This window comes from Patescibacteria group bacterium, from assembly GCA_041650895.1.
Taxonomy (GTDB): domain Bacteria; phylum Patescibacteriota; class Patescibacteriia; order 2-01-FULL-39-33; family 2-01-FULL-39-33; genus CAISTG01.
Window position 1 is genome coordinate 646,488 of the sequence record JBAZKF010000001.1, and the last position, 17,906, is coordinate 664,393.

General features: G+C 33.6%; 17 protein-coding genes and 1 tRNA gene. 10 read left to right on the forward strand and 8 right to left on the reverse strand.

Features of this window, described 5'->3' with window-relative positions; genetic code table 11:
• Nucleotides 1-11: 11 nt before the first annotated feature.
• Nucleotides 12-2,489: a DNA gyrase subunit A gene (gyrA, locus tag WC473_03270; GenBank protein MFA5124816.1), complete on the forward strand. Its 2,478-nt coding sequence runs from the start codon at nt 12-14 to the stop codon at nt 2,487-2,489.
• Between the two features lie 60 nt (nt 2,490-2,549).
• Here the strand turns inward: gyrA and WC473_03275 are convergent, their stop codons facing one another.
• Nucleotides 2,550-3,800, reverse strand: a complete 1,251-nt coding sequence (locus tag WC473_03275) for a hypothetical protein (protein MFA5124817.1) — start codon at nt 3,798-3,800, stop codon at nt 2,550-2,552.
• 175 nt (nt 3,801-3,975) lie between these two features.
• Here WC473_03275 and WC473_03280 point away from each other — a divergent pair, with 175 nt between their 5' ends.
• From WC473_03280 to WC473_03290, 3 genes are read left to right on the forward strand one after another with little or no spacing between them, the layout of a single operon-like run.
• A complete protein-coding gene (locus WC473_03280) occupies nt 3,976-4,704 on the forward strand; it encodes a YebC/PmpR family DNA-binding transcriptional regulator (GenBank protein ID MFA5124818.1) in 729 nt (242 codons plus the stop codon).
• Nucleotides 4,698-5,207 carry a crossover junction endodeoxyribonuclease RuvC gene (gene ruvC / locus WC473_03285; protein MFA5124819.1) on the forward strand — a complete coding sequence of 170 codons (510 nt, stop codon included), beginning with the start codon at nt 4,698-4,700 and terminating at the stop codon, nt 5,205-5,207. Before WC473_03280 ends, ruvC begins: the two co-directional genes overlap by 7 nt.
• A gap of 51 nt (nt 5,208-5,258) precedes the next feature.
• Nucleotides 5,259-8,129, forward strand: coding sequence for a PBP1A family penicillin-binding protein (locus WC473_03290; protein ID MFA5124820.1), 2,871 nt, complete (start codon nt 5,259-5,261; stop codon nt 8,127-8,129).
• 37 nt (nt 8,130-8,166) lie between these two features.
• Here the strand turns inward: WC473_03290 and WC473_03295 are convergent, their stop codons facing one another.
• The 4 genes from WC473_03295 to rpmH are packed head-to-tail and all read right to left on the reverse strand — an operon-like array spanning nt 8,167 to nt 9,691.
• On the reverse strand, nt 8,167-8,913 hold the full coding sequence (locus tag WC473_03295) for a YidC/Oxa1 family membrane protein insertase (protein MFA5124821.1): 747 nt from the start codon (nt 8,911-8,913) through the stop codon (nt 8,167-8,169).
• Between the two features lie 8 nt (nt 8,914-8,921).
• On the reverse strand, nt 8,922-9,176 hold the full coding sequence (gene yidD, locus WC473_03300) for a membrane protein insertion efficiency factor YidD (GenBank protein ID MFA5124822.1): 255 nt from the start codon (nt 9,174-9,176) through the stop codon (nt 8,922-8,924).
• Complete coding sequence (gene rnpA, locus WC473_03305; GenBank protein ID MFA5124823.1) at nt 9,173-9,511, reverse strand: ribonuclease P protein component; 339 nt, start codon at nt 9,509-9,511, stop codon at nt 9,173-9,175. Before rnpA ends, yidD begins: the two co-directional genes overlap by 4 nt.
• A gap of 24 nt (nt 9,512-9,535) precedes the next feature.
• A complete protein-coding gene (rpmH, locus tag WC473_03310) occupies nt 9,536-9,691 on the reverse strand; it encodes a 50S ribosomal protein L34 (GenBank protein ID MFA5124824.1) in 156 nt (51 codons plus the stop codon).
• Between the two features lie 212 nt (nt 9,692-9,903).
• On the opposite strand from rpmH, the gene dnaA reads away from it, so the two are divergent.
• Both dnaA and dnaN read left to right on the forward strand, forming a co-directional pair.
• A complete protein-coding gene (dnaA, locus tag WC473_03315) occupies nt 9,904-11,322 on the forward strand; it encodes a chromosomal replication initiator protein DnaA (GenBank protein ID MFA5124825.1) in 1,419 nt (472 codons plus the stop codon).
• 330 nt (nt 11,323-11,652) lie between these two features.
• Complete coding sequence (gene dnaN / locus WC473_03320) at nt 11,653-12,792, forward strand: DNA polymerase III subunit beta (GenBank protein MFA5124826.1); 1,140 nt, start codon at nt 11,653-11,655, stop codon at nt 12,790-12,792.
• A 32-nt stretch (nt 12,793-12,824) separates the two neighbouring features.
• Here the strand turns inward: dnaN and WC473_03325 are convergent, their stop codons facing one another.
• Entirely contained in the window at nt 12,825-13,580 is a 756-nt protein-coding gene (locus WC473_03325) for a diacylglycerol kinase family protein (protein ID MFA5124827.1), read from the reverse strand.
• A 46-nt stretch (nt 13,581-13,626) separates the two neighbouring features.
• Entirely contained in the window at nt 13,627-14,049 is a 423-nt protein-coding gene (locus tag WC473_03330; protein ID MFA5124828.1) for a polymer-forming cytoskeletal protein, read from the reverse strand.
• A 112-nt stretch (nt 14,050-14,161) separates the two neighbouring features.
• On the opposite strand from WC473_03330, the gene WC473_03335 reads away from it, so the two are divergent.
• From WC473_03335 to WC473_03350, 4 genes are all read left to right on the forward strand, one after another.
• Nucleotides 14,162-14,599 (forward strand): Hsp20/alpha crystallin family protein, encoded by a 438-nt coding sequence (locus tag WC473_03335; GenBank protein ID MFA5124829.1) that lies wholly within the window; start codon nt 14,162-14,164, stop codon nt 14,597-14,599.
• 3 nt (nt 14,600-14,602) lie between these two features.
• The gene (locus WC473_03340) at nt 14,603-14,830 is read left to right on the forward strand and encodes a hypothetical protein (GenBank protein MFA5124830.1); all 228 of its coding nucleotides are present in this window, start codon (nt 14,603-14,605) and stop codon (nt 14,828-14,830) included.
• Nucleotides 14,823-16,703, forward strand: a complete 1,881-nt coding sequence (locus WC473_03345) for a VanW family protein (GenBank protein MFA5124831.1) — start codon at nt 14,823-14,825, stop codon at nt 16,701-16,703. The genes WC473_03340 and WC473_03345 overlap by 8 nt, the downstream gene beginning before the upstream one ends.
• A gap of 419 nt (nt 16,704-17,122) precedes the next feature.
• Nucleotides 17,123-17,497: a hypothetical protein gene (locus WC473_03350; protein MFA5124832.1), complete on the forward strand. Its 375-nt coding sequence runs from the start codon at nt 17,123-17,125 to the stop codon at nt 17,495-17,497.
• A gap of 320 nt (nt 17,498-17,817) precedes the next feature.
• On the opposite strand, the gene WC473_03355 is transcribed toward WC473_03350, so the two are convergent.
• A tRNA-Glu gene (locus tag WC473_03355) sits at nt 17,818-17,889 on the reverse strand.
• Between the last annotated feature and the right edge of the window lie 17 nt (nt 17,890-17,906).

Genomic DNA, 17,906 nt, shown 5'->3' on the forward strand with positions numbered 1-17,906 from the left:
AATTTTTGTTTATGCCCAAAAAAGAAGATCGCAGCCAGCAATATCTTGATTTTAACGCTAATCCTAATGCTATTACTGATCGCCTGATTAGTGAAGAAGTTCAACAAAGCTACTTGGACTATGCTATGTCGGTAATCGTCTCCCGTGCCTTGCCTGATGTTCGTGACGGCTTAAAACCGGTGCACCGCCGCGTCTTGTACGCCATGTGGGATATCGGACTACGCGCTAACGCCAAATTCCGCAAATCAGCTAATGTGGTAGGTGAAGTCATGGCCAAATACCACCCACATGGCGATTCGGCCATTTATGAAACCATGGTGCGTATGGCCCAAGACTTTTCTTTGCGCCATCCTTTGGTTAAAGGTCAAGGAAACTTCGGCTCTATGGACGGTGATAGCGCCGCGGCCATGCGTTACACCGAAGCTAAACTCTCTCCCATTGCCGAAGAAATGCTGTTTGATATTGATAAGAATACGGTTAACTTCATACCTAATTACGATGGCGCCCATAAAGAGCCTCGCGTTCTGCCGGCCAAGTTGCCTAACTTATTGATTAATGGCACCCAAGGCATTGCCGTTGGCATGGCAACCAATATTCCGCCGCACAACTTAGGAGAGATTGTTGACGGTGTAGTGCATTTGATTGATAACCCTGATTGCGAAGTTGAGGATTTGGTCAAATTCATTAAAGGCCCGGATTTTCCTACGGGTGGAATTATTTACAATCTTAACGATATCAAGCAAGCCTATTTGACCGGCAAAGGTGGCGTAGTCTGTCGCGCCAAAACTGATATAGAAGAAACCAAAACCGGACTCTACCGCATTATTATTACCGAAGTCAACTACCAAACCAATAAAGCCACTTTACTGGAAAAAATTGCCGAATTAGTCAAAGACAAAAAAATCGAGGGAATTAAAGATTTACGCGATGAATCCAATAAAGACGGTGTACGCGTCGTGATTGAAATCAAAAAAGACGCCTACCCTCAAAAGATCCTTAACCAATTATTCAAATTCACACAACTACAAGATACTTTTCATTTCAATGTCTTAGCTTTAGTGGATGGCATCCAACCCAAAGTACTGAATCTAAAAATGGTTTTAGAAGAATACCTCAAACATCGGCAGGAAGTAATTACCCGCCGTACCCAGTTTGAATTAGACAAAGCCAAAGATCGAGCTCATATTTTAGAAGGTTTGGTTATGGCTTTGGCTCATATTGATGAGATTATCGCCGCCATTAAAAAATCCAAAGACAAAGACGATGCCAAATCTAATTTAATCAAAAAATTCAAGCTAAGCGAACGGCAAGCCGTAGCCATTTTGGAGATGAAACTGCAACAGCTGGCTAACTTGGAGAAGATTAAGATTGAGACTGAGTTGAAAGAAAAAATGAAACTGATCAAGGAGCTGGAATCATTACTAAAATCTCCAACTAGAATCTTAGCTTTAATCAAAACGGAAATTTTGGAATTGAAAGAGAAATTCGGCGAGCCCAGACGCACTCAAATAGTCGCTCATGGCGTGGACAGCTTCAAAGCCGAGGATTTGATTCCTGATGAAGAAATGATCGTTATGGTCACTAATGACGGCTATATCAAACGCTTACCGCCCGACACCTTTAAAACTCAAGGACGAGGCGGCAAAGGAGTTATCGGATTAACCACGAAAGAAGAAGATTCAGTGGAACATTTCTTCCTGACTTCTACGCACGCCGACCTGATGTTTTTTACTAATCGCGGGCGTGTCTTCCAACTCAAAGGCTATGACGTGCCTCAGTCCTCACGTACGGCCAAGGGCCAGGCTTTGGTTAACTTCTTGCAACTAGCGCCCAATGAGAAAGTCTCAGCCATTTTACCTTCCACAGAGGTAGAAAATGATAAGTTTTTGGTTATGGTAACAAATCGCGGAACAATCAAGAAGTCTAAAATTGAAGATTTCAAGAATGTCCGCCGATCAGGATTAATCGCCATTAAACTGAGAGATGACGATGATTTGCAATGGGTTCAACCGTCCAAGGGCGCAGAAAATATTATTCTGGTTACTAAACTAGGCCAGGCCATCAGATTTAAAGAGTCAGATGTCCGCTCTATGGGACGCACCTCCTCAGGAGTCAGAGGCGTCCGCCTAAAGAGCAAAGATGCGGTTGTGGGTATGGCTGTTTTTGACCCTAAAGATGAGAAGGTGGCCAAATTAATGATTATCATGGCCAATGGTTTCGGCAAACAAACAGAGCTTAAATATTATAAGGTCCAAGGAAGAGGCGGCTCGGGCATTAAAACAGCTAAAATTACCTCTAAAACAGGGGAAATAATCACCGGCAAATTGATTTATGATGATTCCGCCGATATGATTATAATTTCCAATCATGGCCAGGTTATCCGCCTACCCATCAAAACAGTCAGTATTCTTGGTCGTGACACGCAAGGTGTCAGGGTAATGAGGTTTAAGGAAGAAAAAGACACTGTAGCCAATGTAACGCTGTTATAAAATAAAAAAAGCGTCCCTGCCAAGCGGGGACGCTTTTGTTTGTGCTTAAATAAAGAACCGTTATGGTAATTGGCCAAAAAGCTGCCGGTTAGCCAACTCTTCCATTTTGTCTTTCAATAGCTTGCGCCAGATAACAATAACTTCCGGGCCCCAAACAATATTGTTTCCTTCTTCAAAATCTTGAGCCGCCGCTTCAACCATCCGAGAAATCAGTATAATATTACAACCCGCTTCAAGTAAGGAGGTTAAAATCTTTGATGTCTCCCAGCCCGCGCTGATTAAACTGGTAGCAATTATATGAAAAGTAAATTCATAATCCACTAAAAGCTGGACTATCTCTTGATCAGTTTTGCCTTGATCACTGACAACAGCCATAAATTCAGGGGATACCCTTTTAGCATCAATCGAGACTTCCTGAGATTGTTTCCCCTTGTCTTCCATGCAACTCCTAGGCATAACCTTAGGCGCATAAATATCAGCAATCTTACCTAAAGATAAGCCAAACATCTGCAAGTAGGTTATTATTTCTTTATCCTCCACAGACAGAGAGCGCAGGAAAGCGACGAGACCATCAGGACCCAAAGCCTGATAAAACAAAGAGGCTTTCTGTTCATCGGAAATCTTTAATTCATCCCAAAAATACCAAATCTTGCGCTTAGTCCACTGCATAACCATCTTTTTGGGATCATTTTTACTAGGGACAAGGATGGTTTGAATGACTCTAAAAGTATCTTTATTAAGCTTACCACCCTTACCTATTAATTCTATCACAACATCAATACTGCCGTAAAAATTGCTCAAAAATCTAATAGTGCTGGAGGTAATGATATTGTTATTAACCATAGCTGCCATTTGCCGTGATTGATCCCAGCCACTGGCTAAAATATAATTAATAATATCCTCGTCGCTCAAGCCGTCAAAGTCAGTGCCGTTCCAAGACATGGACATAATAAGAGAATTGGCTATCTCATCATCTTTTGAACCGGCCTCTCCAAACCAACTGAATATTTCTTGGCTGGGAAACTTGGCTGATAGATACCAAGAGAATATGACTTCCTGCTTATAAATAAATCTTTCCATACGGCTACCGTCTTCTTCGTTTTTCAAAGACAACAACTGACGGATTAATTCCACATGACTGCCACAAATAACGGCCAACCCGTTAAGCAAGGAACTATAAATTATATGCACTGGTAGCTTCCCTTCTTTGAGCGCCTCTTCCATCCTGATTATAGCGACCTTTATTTTATCCCACAGATCGCTTTCGTGATTGCCTTTAACTCCCGGGCTATTAGACTCATCTTGAGACATGAACACCTCCTTTTGGTTTTTATTGTTTTGTTTTAAAGTACTCATTATCATAATATAATAGCACGAATTTTAAAATTGTCAACTAAAAGTTAACTAAGCCTTAAGGCTTGATTTTTAACTGTTTTATTATTATAATATAAAAAGAAAATACTAAAGATTATTGTTTAAAAGACTTATGTCAGGACATAGCAAATGGGCGAAAACTCATCGCCAAAAATCAGTGACTGATGCCAAAAAAGGAGCTACCTTCACAAAGATAGCCAACCTAATAACCATCGCGGCGCGGGAAAGTGGCGGTGATCCGGAAACAAACTTCAAATTGCGATTAGCGATTGATAAGGCCAGGGAAGCTAATATGCCTAAAGATAATATTGAACGGGCGATTACTAAAGGAACTGGTGCAAATAAAGATGGCGTTAATTTTGAGGAAATCATTTACGAGGTGGTCGGTCCGGCAGGGGTGGGATTTATTATAGAAGCCATAACCGACAACAAAAACCGCACAGTTGCCGATTTAAAATCAGTTTTGAATAAAAATGGCGGGCAACTGGGATCCTCCGGCAGTGTTTCATGGAACTTTAAAAGATTGGGTTCTTTACTTATAGCTTCCACTGATTTAAGCGAGGAACAGGAATTAGAATTGATCGAAGCCGGAGCGGAAGATATCAAAAGAATGCCGGCAACTGCCGAAGCAGAAATAACCACCTCAGTGGAATCACTGTCTCAAGTGACGAATAAAGCCAAAGGATTAGGATTAGCCATCAAAGAAACTTCTATTGTCTATCAACCAAAAGATGAAATAAACATTACTAATGAAACAGATCGCGAAAAAATAGAACGCCTCTACAATACCATTGATGACCTGGATGACATTACAAATGTTTATACCAATGCTTCATGGTAAAAACAAAACCGCATATAATTTTGGGCATTGACCCGGGTATCGCTGATACCGGTTTCGGCGTAATTGAAGAAAATTGCGGCCGGTTTAAATTGTTTGATTACGGCTCTATTAAAACCGACAAACGAGAGAGTTTATCTTCAAGATTGTTGGACTTACATGAACAATTAACAATAATAATCAAAAAATATCGGCCGGAAGTAGCGGCGGTAGAACAATTGTTTTTTTGCACTAATACTAAAACCGCTCTGACTGTCGGCCAAGCCCGAGGAGTTATTTTGTTAACCTTGGCACAAAACCAAACTAAATTGATTGAATTGACGCCACTGCAAGTCAAGCAAGGATTAACCGGTTACGGCCAAGCTGATAAAAAACAAATTCAACAAATGGTAAAAATCATCCTTAATCTCAAAACCAATCCCAAGCCTGATGACGCCGCTGATGCTTTGGCTATGGCCATTTGCGGCGCTGGCATTAATAAACTTAATTCCCGGATTAATTCATAAGCTATCGGACTATTGAAAAGAATTAGAACAATAAATCAAAAAATATAATATATGTCTAATATAAACTGGCGCGATCCGCAAAAACTCGTACCCACTCACCAACATGAACCCAAAGGAGGAAAAATATCTTTTTCCTCCAATCAAGTTAAACCTCAACGGAAACATCGACGCCATATTTGGCGGAGATTATTTAAAGTATTAGTGCCTATAATCATAATAGTAATTCTATTCTTGGCTTTAATGGCGGCGGCTGCTTTATTTTGGATTTCCAAAGATTTACCGTCAGCTGATGGTGTGCTCAAACGGAATATTACAGTTTCAACTAAAATTTATGATCGTACCGGCCAAACAGTACTTTATGATATCCATGGCGACATTAAACGTACTGTCATCCCTTTATCTGAGGTCCCTGACTATATGAAACAGGCGGTGATTACTGCTGAAGATAGGGATTTCTACCAGCATCATGGTTTTTCTTTTACCGGTATTATCCGCTCAATTTTAATTAATATCACAACTGGCAGTAAAGTTAGCGGTTCAACCTTAACCCAACAATTTGTCAAAAACGCCATCTTAACTAATGAAAAAACTTATACCAGAAAAATAAAGGAATTATTAATTTCTTATCAAATAGAAAGTAAATTCACTAAAGATCAAATCTTAGGCATGTATTTGAATGAAATACCTTATGGCTCAGTAATTTATGGCGTGGAAGCGGCGGCTCAATCTTATTTCGGCAAACCAACGAAAGATTTGACTTTAGCTGAGTCTGCTATTTTAGCAGCCATACCCAACGCGCCGACCTATTATTCGCCTTACGGCAACCATAAAGACAAATTATTGCAACGCCAGAGATACATTCTTGACTCTATGGCGGAATTAGGTTATGTCACCAAAGAACAAGCGGAGGAAGCTAAGAATGAAAAACTGACTTTTAAGCCTCTAAGAGAATCTATCATCGCGCCACATTTCGTTATGTATATCAAAGAAATACTATCGGAAAAATACGGCGAAAATTTCATTAATCAAGAGGGTTTGAAAGTTTATACTACGCTTGATTTGGAAAAACAAAAAATTGCTGAAGAGGCGGTTAAAAAAGGAGTTGAAACTAATGGTAAAAAATACGGTTTTACCAACGCCTCATTGGTTTCTTTGGATCCGAAAACCGGCCAGATATTAGCCATGGTCGGATCGGCCGACTATTTTGATGAAGCTATTGATGGACAAGTTAACGTCTCCTTGCGGTCACGCCAACCAGGTTCATCTTTCAAACCAATTGTTTATACGACATCATTTATTAAAGGTTATACTCCCAATACGATTATTTACGACACAGTGACAAATTTTGATACTACCGGTGAAAAGGCTTATGAGCCTCATAATTACCATAACGACGAAAGCGGACCAGTAACCCTGCGCAAGGCTTTAGCTGGATCATTAAACATTCCAGCGGTTAAGCTGACTTATTTAACAGGTATGGATAATATCTTTAATCTAGCGGAAAAATTAGGTTACACAACTTTTAATGACCGTAGCCGTTTTGGGTTGTCGATTGTTTTAGGTGGAGCGGAAGTAAAATTATTGGAACATACCGCGGCTTATGCCACTTTAGCCACTGATGGTATTAAACATGAAGTTAACCCTATTTTAAAAATTGAAGATAAAAATAATAAGATAATTGAGGAATTCAAAGATAAAAATGAAGAGATTATAGATGCGGAAGTTGCCAGACAAACCAACGACATTTTATCCGATGACTCAGCTCGCGCTTATATCTTTGGTAGTGGCAGTCGTTTAGTTCTGCCTGGACGACCGGCGGCAGTCAAAACTGGTACAACTAATGACTTCCATGACGCTTGGACTTTAGGTTATACCCCGTCGTTGGCTTGCGGTGTTTGGGTAGGGAATAATGACAATGCGGCTATGAAGGCGGGCGCTGACGGTTCAGTGATTGCGGCTCCTATTTGGAATAATTACATGTCTGAAGCGCTCAAAGGACAAGCAGCGGAAGAATTTACTAAGCCTCAGCCGGTTACCACTGGTAAGGCAGTCTTAGATGGCATAGCCAATTCCGGCACAATGATAAAAATTGACACAATTTCTGGGAAATTAGCTACTCAATATACTCCTTTAAGCACAATTAAAGAAATAGCTACGGGCGAAGTTCATGATATTTTGTATTATGTGGATAAAGATGCCCCACGCGGCCCACTCCCCTCTCATCCGGAAAATGACCCGCAATATTACAATTGGGAAGCCGGAGTGAAATCTTGGGCAGAAAAAAATAATATTATTACCAATGGCCAACCCATACCAACATCTTACGATGATATCCATTTGGCTTCTGATCAGCCACAACTCAATATTATCAGCCCTAACGACAAACAAACTATAAAGGACAGTTATATTATTGTTAACTTGCAGGGTTCGGCAGCTCGCGGTATCCAAAAAACAGAATATCTAATTGATAACCAACTAATTGATACTACTAGTGGATTAACTACTGACAAAACCTTGGATCTATCTGAATTAGCAAGCGGTTACCATACTTTGACTATTATAATTAAGGATGATCTACAAAACACCGCTTCAAAATCAATTGACTTTAATTTGATCGCTGTTAATCCTTTGCCCCGTCTTGATTGGACATCTCCGATTGATGGCGCTACTATTAATAATTTCCCTTTAGCTTTAAAGGCTGACTTAACTAATTTTGATCGGATAAAACAAATTGACCTTTATTATTTATCAGCTACCAGTACTAAAGAAAACTTCATTACTACGATTAGGCCACAAAGTGATAATTTTAACTTTAGTTGGAAAAAGAGTCCCGATTCCGGCGATTACACTATTTATGCTAATATTTTTAACTTAAATAACAAAAAATACGAATCGCCTAAATTAAAAATAAAAATACAATAATTAAAAAACCCGGAAACTTCCGGGTTTTTTAATTATCTTAATTTATAACTTCTGCTTTAGCAGGAATCATTTTCTTTTTTGTGATTAATTGTTGCAAAGAAGTGAATACTGTCAATAATAACCAATAGAACACTAAACCACTGGGCAGGCTCCAACCAATTACTATGGTCATTAGAGGCATCATAACTGTCATTTGACGACTCATAATAGCTGACATATCCTCATCCTTACTGTCTTTATTCTTAATTACCGGACGTTTAGCAATCATCATGGACGCTTGCCAATACTGCGCGGCACCAGCCAAAACAGCTAAAATCCATTGGGGTTTAGCCATATCTAAAAATCCAAAAGCTAAAGAGTTAATGTGCCCGGGATTAGTAATAAAAGGATAAAGTAAAGACAAACTACCATTTCTTAAGCCAGTATTGAACACTTGATAAATAGCAATTAAAAAAGGCAACTGAATAAGTAATGGTAGACAAGAGGAAAGTGGATTAATTTTATGTTCTTTATATAAATTCATCATCTCTTTGGCTTGTCGTTCTTTATCGTCTTTATATTTTTCTTTCATTTCATCAATCTTCGGTTGCAGTTCCTGCAGTGATTGTTGCGCCTTAATCGTACTGCGTGACGGTAAATATAAAGCTAATTTTATTAATAAAGTTAAAATGATTATTACTAAGCCAATATCGTGTCCAGGGATAGTATTGTAAACAAAAACCAATAAATTAAGTAATGGCTGGTAACAAATTAAATTAAAAATATTTACAATTGAACTAATCATAATTTTAATTATTTTATTGGATCAAAACCGCCTTTGGAAAAAGGATTACATCTGAGAATGCGAATAAACGCCATGAATCCGCCTTTTATTATCCCATATTTATCTATAGCTTGATAACCATATTCTGAACAGGTCGGATAAAAACGACAATAGCCGTGGGGAAAAAAGTATTTGGGCATACCATGATCAAAAGATAGTGTCCTTTGATAAAATATAATCAACTTTAAGACTAAAATTTTAGTAAAATTAGACAAAAAATTCATATAATCTTATCTTTTGCTAATAACTTGACTAAATCATTATTAAAACTAGAAAAATCTAATTTTTTACTGGGAACTAATGCTATAATTAATAAATCAATATTTTTAGTAAAATTAGACAAATTATTGCCTATAATAGCCTTAGCCCTACGTCTAATCTTATTTCTTTCTACAGCTTTTCCACTTATTTTATTACTGACAATAACAGAAAAACGGCAATGTTCTAAGTCATTATTTATAAATCTAATAATAAAGTTCTGACTTGAATCTTTTTTGCCGTTTTTGAATATCCTTTCAAATTCTTGTTTTTTAGAAATACGGTATTTATTGGCCAACATAGTGTAAATTTAGCCAAATTATAATTATTTAGATCTAGTAGAAATGACTAATTTCTTCCTTCCTTTAGCTCTTCTTCTCTTTAAAACCAATTTACCAGTATGAGTCCTACTTTTAGCCCTAAAACCATGTTTTTTGACTCTTTTAACTTTATGAGGTTGATAAGTTCTTTTAGTTGCCATAAAATACTAAAGATAATTATTAATAACTAAAGTAAAAATAACACTTTTTTTATAATAAGTCAATAAAAATTGTTATCCACAAGTTATTAACAGTTTTGATTATCTTTAGTTTTTTGATCAGTTTCCAATTGTGGATAATTATGATAAAATGTTATTAACTTAAATTGAAACACTCTTTAATAACAGCTGATTATCTAATTAATACTTTCAGTATGACACCACAAGAACTCTGGCAGGCCACTTTAGGAGAGTTAGAAACTTTATTATCTAAAGCTAACTTTACTACTTGGTTTAGACATACTAATATAGTTAGTTATGATGATAATAAGGTGGTTATTAATGTGCCTAATATTTTTACTAAAGAATATTTAGCTAAAAAATATCATAGTGCCATATTAAAAGCGATTAGAAATATTACTAATAACCCTAATTTAAAAGAAATTGAATATAAAATAGAATCATCAATTCAAAATAAAAGCGCCTTTACCAGACCAACAGAAACTATAATTAACAATGAAGAAATAATTCCCGCCAAAGAAGTATTTAAAACTTCTAACCAAATAACTAATGAAAAACCTCTTAATAATAATAAAAATAATTTAAATTATAAATACACCCTTAATACTTTTATTGTAGGAAAAAATAATGATTTAGCTCATGCCGCATCTTTAGCGGTAATAAAATCACCTGGTACGGCTTATAACCCTTTGTTTATTTATGGTGGTGTTGGATTAGGTAAAACCCATTTAATGCATGCTATTGGTAATAAAATATTGGAAAATAGCCAAGAAATGAAGGTTTTTTATACAACTTGTGAAAATTTTACCAATGATTATCTAACAGCTGTACGTAATCTTTCTGGCAACGGCCAACGCTCAATGGAAGATTTTAATAATAAATATAGGACTTTAGATGTACTTTTAGTTGATGATATCCAATTTTTATCTAATAAAGAAAGAACAGAAGAAGTTTTTTTTAATATTTTTAATGAATTACATCAAAGCAATAAACAAATTATTATTTCCTCTGACCGGCCACCTAAAGCCATACCAGATATTGAACAACGTTTAATTTCCCGTTTTGAATGGGGAATGATTGTTGATATTTCTATTCCTGATTTAGAGACAAAAATCGCGATTATTCAAGAAAAATTAAAAGAAAAAAATACAATTTTAGAAAATGATATTATTGAATATTTAGCTGGATCAATTAGAAATAATATCCGTGAATTAGAAGGTGTTTTAAATCGAGTAATTGCTTTAACTCAGCTACAAAATCGCTCTATTTCCTTAGAGGAAGTCAAACAAATTACTGCAGCTACAATTAGTAATAATCAAAAAAATAATTTAACTCCTAAAAACATAATTAAATTGGTTTCTGAATATTATGATATAACTATTGATAATATTATCAGTCCTTGCCGTAAAAAGAATTTAACTGAACCGCGCCAAATTACTATGTATTTAATGCGGGAAGAACTTAAATTATCTTATCCGGTAATCGGCCAAGAATTAGGTGGGCGCGATCATACTACTGTTATTCATGCTTGTGATAAAATCATTAATCTTATTAAGATTAATGAAAAAATCAGACAAGATATAAATATAATTAAACAAAAGTTATTTGTTTAATTATAAATTAGAGGATAAACTGGTGATAAGTAATTATAACAGTTGAAAAGTTTTATCCTCAATTTTTCCCCTATAGGATAACTTGGTGATATTATCAATAATATAGTGATTTAAAAGTGTTGAAAAAGTGGTTTAATTGATTTATTAAGTGGAAAAATAATTTAATTAAAATTTTACCTGACTTATAAAAAATTAAAACTGATTTAGATACTTTTTATCAACAAGTAAAATTTTAATAAACATTAAGTAATTATAGGATATATAATAGTTTTACCCATTAAGCAGTCCATTATTACTATTATTAATATATATACTATTATAAATAATAATATGAAATTATCTTGTACTCAGGAAAATCTTAATCAAGCAATAAATGTTGTTTCCCATATAGCGGGTAAAAATTCTAATTTACCTATTTTAGCTAATATTTTAATTAAAGCAGAAAATAAGAATTTAACCCTATCAGCAACTAATTTAGAAGTTGGAGTAACAATTAATATTAGAAGTAAAGTGGAAAATGATGGAGAATTTTCAATTGATGCTAAATTACTTAATAATTATATTTCTTTACTGCCAAAAGACAGAGTTGATTTGGAATTAATTAATGAAGAATTAAAAATTCAATGCCAAAAACAGAAAACTAAAATAAAAGGCCAAAATACCTCTGATTTTCCTTTAATACCTAAAATTGAAAAAGAAAATCCTTATATTATTTCAGCTAAAAAATTACGAGATGCTATTTATAGTGTATTTTTTTCAGCTGCTAATTCTGAATTAAGACCTGAATTATCAGGCGTTTTAATGGATTTTTCAGCTGATAAATTGATTTTAGCCGCTACTGATAGTTACCGTTTAGCTGAAATAAAAATTGATTATATTGAGAATAATAAAAGTCCTAAACTTAATAATAATGAAAAAGTTATTATTCCCGCTAAATCATTACAGGAAATATCTCGTATTTTAAGTGTATTTAAAGATGATAATAATTTGGAAATAATTGAAAACATAGAAATTTATACTAATGAAAACCAAATTATGTTTGTTTATAATGGTGTAGAATTTATTTCTCGCCTAATTGATGGCCAATATCCTGATTATAATCAAATTATACCTGCAGAATGCCCAAATAAAATAAAAGTTAATATTAATGAATTAATTAAAGCAGTAAAAGCTGCTAGTTTATTTGTAAAAAATGGAGTATTTGATATTAAATTAGATTATAATAAATCTCCTAATGAATTAATAATTATATCTTCATCTTCCCAAACAGGAGAAAATGAATCAATAGTAGAAATGGAAAAAATCGGTCTAGGAAATGAAATAATTTTAAATTATAAGTACTTATTAGATGGATTACAGGTATTAAATTCAGAAAAAGTAGAATTTTCTATTAGTGATCCTAATAATCCTTGTATTATTAGGGGTAAAAATAATGATTATCTTTATTTAATTATGCCTATTAGGCAATAATAATTAAAAAATCCTCCTAAAAGGAGGATTTTTTAATTATAGTTTCTATTCTTACCTACAATTAAATTTATTTTTTCTATTGCTAAATTTATTTTTATCGGATTTTTAATAATTCTTTTTTCATCTATTAAAAGTATAGGAATTGATTTATCACTATCAATTTTTATTTTTTTTGCCTTAAAATAACTAAAAGATTCTTTTTGTTGAGAAAATATTTTTTTATTAACATTTTTTATTACTAAATTAAGCCAATTTTTATTATTAATTAAAGGTATTTTATTAATATAATCCCCATAGTAAATATTACTAACTATTATAATACTATCTTTTTTATCAACACTAATATAATAATCATCATCACAATTAATATAAATATTATCACCAGACATCTCTAAATAAGAAATAAAATAATAATGATCATTTATTATTCCAAGATTTATTTTTTCTATAATTCTTTGTGATATAATATTACAAGCCTCCTCACCTTCTGGAATACCAAAAATATTACATAAATTATTATTTGGTCCAATCGGTATAAAACCCAAGGTTAATGATAAATCAGGTAAAAGATTTATTATTTGATTTAGGGTTTTATCATTACCTACTACCACTACTGTTTTTACACCTTGATTTAAATCTTCACGTAAAGTCAGTTTAAGATTTTTTAAAGGTGAAATCCTGGTTATTTTTCCATTAATACCAAAATCAGCCAGTCGTGACTCTATTTTAGAAAGAGTATTACTGTATTTAGCTTCATTTAGATAGTTATCGTAAATATAATAATACATAATTAATTAAAATATACCCGCGTTTTGACCGCGGGTATAGGATAATTTATTGTTTATCAATTATTGGCGGCTTTAATTCCATTTTCTTTTGTTTCGTAGATTCCGGTTTAGGACTGCGATCCTTATTATCATTCATAGTACATTTACCATTAATTAAAGCACCGCCGGCAATTGATAATATCCCTGTTTTTATATCACCGTAAATTCTGGCAGTTGATGTTAACTCTAATTTATTTTTTATACTAATATTTCCTTGTATTTCCCCGGCGATTAAAGCATTTTCTGCTCCAATATTAGCGAATATTTTTGAATCTGGGCCTACTTTAAGATTTTTACTTGTTTTAATGGTGCCGCAAATCATACCCTCAACAATAATATTGCCTTCAGTAATAAAATCACCTTCGACTTTTACTGATGGACCGATAATAGTATCTGTCTCATTTATTAATGGTTGGTTTTCTTTAAACATAATAATTTATTAATATAGTTATATTATATAACAATTATCCCTGGATTAAAATATGGAAAAGTCAAGTATTAATAATTCATTTATTTTTAATATTCTGTTATAATATAGTTATATGACTAATTCTTTCCTAAAAACAAAATTAAACTCAGAAAACGAAAAAACCCAAGAAAATAATGATTTTATCGGGTATTTTGGTAATAATCCTCAATGGTTTGATGGGGAAGCACAATTATCTTGCGATGTTTATGAGACAAAAAATGATATTATTGTCAGGACTACGGTTGCCGGAGTCAAACCTGAAAATTTGGATATTTCCATTTCTAATGATTTATTAACTATCCGAGGATCGCGTCAACAAGAAGAAGAAGTTAATAAAGAAGATTATTATTCTCAAGAGTGTTATTGGGGAGCCTTTTCCCGCTCAATTGTTTTACCAAGAGAAGTTGATCAAAAGAAAATAGATGCTAATCTTAAAAATGGCGTATTAACAATAAAACTTCCTAAAAAATATAAGACGTCAGGGATAAAAATAAGGCAAATAAATGAGTAGTTTATGAATAATCAGGAAAAAGGAGTTATTATAAATCAAGAAGGTGATTCATTTATAATAAAATTTAATGATGGACGAGAATTGCCTTGGCCTAAGAAAAATATTAATTGGGTAATTAAAGAAGGTGAAATAGTAAAAGTTACTGTTTCCCCACAAGTACTGGAGAATGATTTTCAGGAAGATCAGGCTAAAAATCTATTAAAAACAATTTTTCAAACAAATAATGCTTGAAGATTTACTGAAGAAAATTCAGTTAAATAAGATTAATAATAAAATAAGCGGCCACTGGTTAATAATATTTTCTCTAGCCGTTGTTTTTTTAATTTTATTTATTTTTATTATTTCTTTTGAATTGGTTTATGCCGCTAAATTTTTACCCCATAGCCGTATCGGCTCAATTGATTTATCAAATTTAAGTATTGGTCAGGCATTGGATAAAGTTGAAAATAAAGCCAATGAAATAAATCAAAATGGCTTTAGTTTCATTTATCAAAATGATAATCAAGATAAGATTTCACCTTTGGAAATACCGGAAGATCCTGATGTTTCAGGGGTTGATTTATTATTTTATGATATTCATCAAACAGTTTATAGTAACTTTCAATTAGGGCATAATAATAATTTTATTTTAAGTGTAGCTCAGCAATTAGGTATTCTCTCTGGTCATAAAAAGCTATCCGCCTCTTACAAATTAAATGAAGAGCTTTTAATTAAACTGTTAAAACAGCAATTTAAATTATTAGAACAACCAGCAATGAATGCCCGACCAAATATTCAATGCGAAAGAGAAGATTGCCAAATAACTATTTTACCGGAAAAACAAGGATGGGTTATTGATTATAATAGTATTATTAAAGAAATAAAAAATAATCTTGATCAATTAGAAAATAGACCGATAAAAATCAACCCAATTATTTCTCAACCAGAAATAAAACAATCAGATATAGGCGATAAAAAAAATAAAATACAAACTATTTTAATTTCTTCCAGTACAGAATTTATTTATCAAGATAAAAAATGGGTTTTGAGTAAAAAAAGCCTAAGTCAGTTTTTAGATTTTCAAAAAGTGAATAATCAAATAGTTATCGGTATTAATCAAGACAAATTTTTTGACTGGTTTAAATTGAATATTAGTTCAGAATTGGATAAGCCGGCTAAAAATGCTTCTTTAGAAATAAAGAATGGCAAAGTAAATAAATTATCAACTCATCAGAACGGACTGGAAGCGGATAAAGAAAAAGCTTATAATGATTTTAATCAAAAAATGATTAATAGTGATTATTCAGTTAATCAAATAATTATAACTACCAGAGAGATTTATCCTGAAGTGACGACCGACCAAGTTAATGATCTTGGTATTAAGGAAATTATCGGTACCGGACAATCATCATTTGCCGGCAGTCCGACTAACCGCCGGAAAAATATTAAAAATGGCGCCGCCAAACTTCATGGCTTATTAATCAAGCCGGAAGAAGAATTTTCTTTAATTAAAGCTTTACTGCCGATAGATGCGGCCAATGGTTATTTTCCTGAATTAGTGATTAAAGGCAATAAAACTACAGCTGAATACGGCGGAGGATTATGCCAAATCGGTACTACTGTTTTTCGTTCCGCCTTAGCTTCCGGCCTACCTATCTTAGAACGGCAAAACCATTCTTATAATGTGACTTATTATTTAGAAAGTGGCTTACCAGGAGTTGATGCTACAATTTATGATCCGAAACCTGATTTAAGATTTAGAAATGATACTGGCAATTATATTTTAATTCAAGCCAGAATAGAAGGTGATAAGCTATATTTTGATTTTTGGGGAATTAACGATGGGCGCACTACTACTAGGACAAAACCTAAAACATGGGGTGTTAAGGTTCCATTACCAACAAAAATTATTGAGACTACTGATTTAGATCCTGGAGTGAAAAAATGTACTGAGAGTTCACATAATGGCATTAGCGCGTCTTTTGACTATATAGTGGTATATGGTGATGGAAAAACAGTTACTAGCACTTTTACCTCAGTTTACAAACCTTGGCAAGCGGTATGCCTGGTTGGAGTGGCTACTGAACAAGCATCTAGTACAGAAGTAATAGAAACTAGTAATTAAATAAGTATTATAAATGATTAATAATAAAAATAATACCCAAGTTTTGGTGTTATTTTTATTGGATGTAGATTATTATATTGAGAATTTAAACCCCTTATTTTAAGATATTAAGTGGTGGTATTGGGTTATTTGTGAACTGGGATTGACAAAACAATGTTAATTTGCTATGATTATAACTCAAGAAAGTTGAACTTTAACAAAGAGGAGAAATAAAGTGAAATACTTAATAAGAATTAAATGGATACCATATCTTGTTATGGTTATATTTGTGGGCATTATTGCGATATTTTGTGTTTTAGTGGGTTGGATGTAGGAAGGAAGCTGATTATGCCGTTTTGTTCACATGGATATAATTAAGATAGAGGATGTTGGATATGTAATAAATAAGTTGAACTTTAACAAAGAGGAGAGACAAGTTTATGCCTATGAAAATGATATGGCGATGTAATAGTTGTGGTGAACATGGTTATACTGGAGAAAAAATTCCTAAAAAATGTCCTGCCTGTAGGAGTATATTTATATGGAATTGTAATGATAAGGTTATGAGAGTAGTATATTTTAAAAATCTTAGGACTAGAAAATATTTTCTTGAGTTTGATGGAGGAACACGAGTAGAGATTTGCGAAAAAACATTACCATTTCGTCGTTATCGTGGTGGTTTCACTGGAAATTACCTTGCAAATAAAGAAGTAGTAGAACAGGTTTTTAGAAATATTGATTTTATGATAAAGAATCTTCTTAAAACACTTGGTTATGGTGATATAGAAATTGTCGAAGTGCCCAAGTTTAGGTAAACCACTGTTTATTGAGACTCTGAAATGTGAGTCTCTTTTTTTTATTCTCAAAAATAAGGTTTAATTTTATCCTTGGGTGTAATACAAAAAACACCCTTAATAAAATAAGGATGTTTTTGTTAGTATTATCACTGGGAATTCCGCACGCCGCTTTCGCGGCGCTTGTCTTGGGTTGGCGTCAAATACTCTTAATGGTCGTATTTGCCGATGCTCACTGCGCGGCTCTCGCCGCTAGTTTGTTTCCAACCTGTTCGGTTTACTTAATAATAATTATTATGCTTAAAACAGCATCCATTTATGGATGCTGTTTTAATTATCTGTACCGCCACGGGGAGTCGAACCCCGCTTAACGGATTGAAAACCCGCTGTCCTAACCGATAGACGATGGCGGCAAATTTTTGCCTGAAAA

Excerpts from the sequence above, each read along its gene's own strand:
- gyrA (MFA5124816.1), top strand. The coding sequence starts at position 12 with ATGCCCAAAAAAGAAGATCGCAGCCAGCAATATCTTGATTTTAACGCT.
- WC473_03275 (MFA5124817.1), bottom strand. The coding sequence starts at position 3,800 with ATGTCTCAAGATGAGTCTAATAGCCCGGGAGTTAAAGGCAATCACGAA.
- WC473_03280 (MFA5124818.1), top strand. The coding sequence starts at position 3,976 with ATGTCAGGACATAGCAAATGGGCGAAAACTCATCGCCAAAAATCAGTG.
- ruvC (MFA5124819.1), top strand. The coding sequence starts at position 4,698 with ATGGTAAAAACAAAACCGCATATAATTTTGGGCATTGACCCGGGTATC.
- WC473_03290 (MFA5124820.1), top strand. The coding sequence starts at position 5,259 with ATGTCTAATATAAACTGGCGCGATCCGCAAAAACTCGTACCCACTCAC.
- WC473_03295 (MFA5124821.1), bottom strand. The coding sequence starts at position 8,913 with ATGATTAGTTCAATTGTAAATATTTTTAATTTAATTTGTTACCAGCCA.
- yidD (MFA5124822.1), bottom strand. The coding sequence starts at position 9,176 with ATGAATTTTTTGTCTAATTTTACTAAAATTTTAGTCTTAAAGTTGATT.
- rnpA (MFA5124823.1), bottom strand. The coding sequence starts at position 9,511 with ATGTTGGCCAATAAATACCGTATTTCTAAAAAACAAGAATTTGAAAGG.
- rpmH (MFA5124824.1), bottom strand. The coding sequence starts at position 9,691 with ATGGCAACTAAAAGAACTTATCAACCTCATAAAGTTAAAAGAGTCAAA.
- dnaA (MFA5124825.1), top strand. The coding sequence starts at position 9,904 with ATGACACCACAAGAACTCTGGCAGGCCACTTTAGGAGAGTTAGAAACT.
- dnaN (MFA5124826.1), top strand. The coding sequence starts at position 11,653 with ATGAAATTATCTTGTACTCAGGAAAATCTTAATCAAGCAATAAATGTT.
- WC473_03325 (MFA5124827.1), bottom strand. The coding sequence starts at position 13,580 with ATGTATTATTATATTTACGATAACTATCTAAATGAAGCTAAATACAGT.
- WC473_03330 (MFA5124828.1), bottom strand. The coding sequence starts at position 14,049 with ATGTTTAAAGAAAACCAACCATTAATAAATGAGACAGATACTATTATC.
- WC473_03335 (MFA5124829.1), top strand. The coding sequence starts at position 14,162 with ATGACTAATTCTTTCCTAAAAACAAAATTAAACTCAGAAAACGAAAAA.
- WC473_03340 (MFA5124830.1), top strand. The coding sequence starts at position 14,603 with ATGAATAATCAGGAAAAAGGAGTTATTATAAATCAAGAAGGTGATTCA.
- WC473_03345 (MFA5124831.1), top strand. The coding sequence starts at position 14,823 with ATGCTTGAAGATTTACTGAAGAAAATTCAGTTAAATAAGATTAATAAT.
- WC473_03350 (MFA5124832.1), top strand. The coding sequence starts at position 17,123 with ATGCCTATGAAAATGATATGGCGATGTAATAGTTGTGGTGAACATGGT.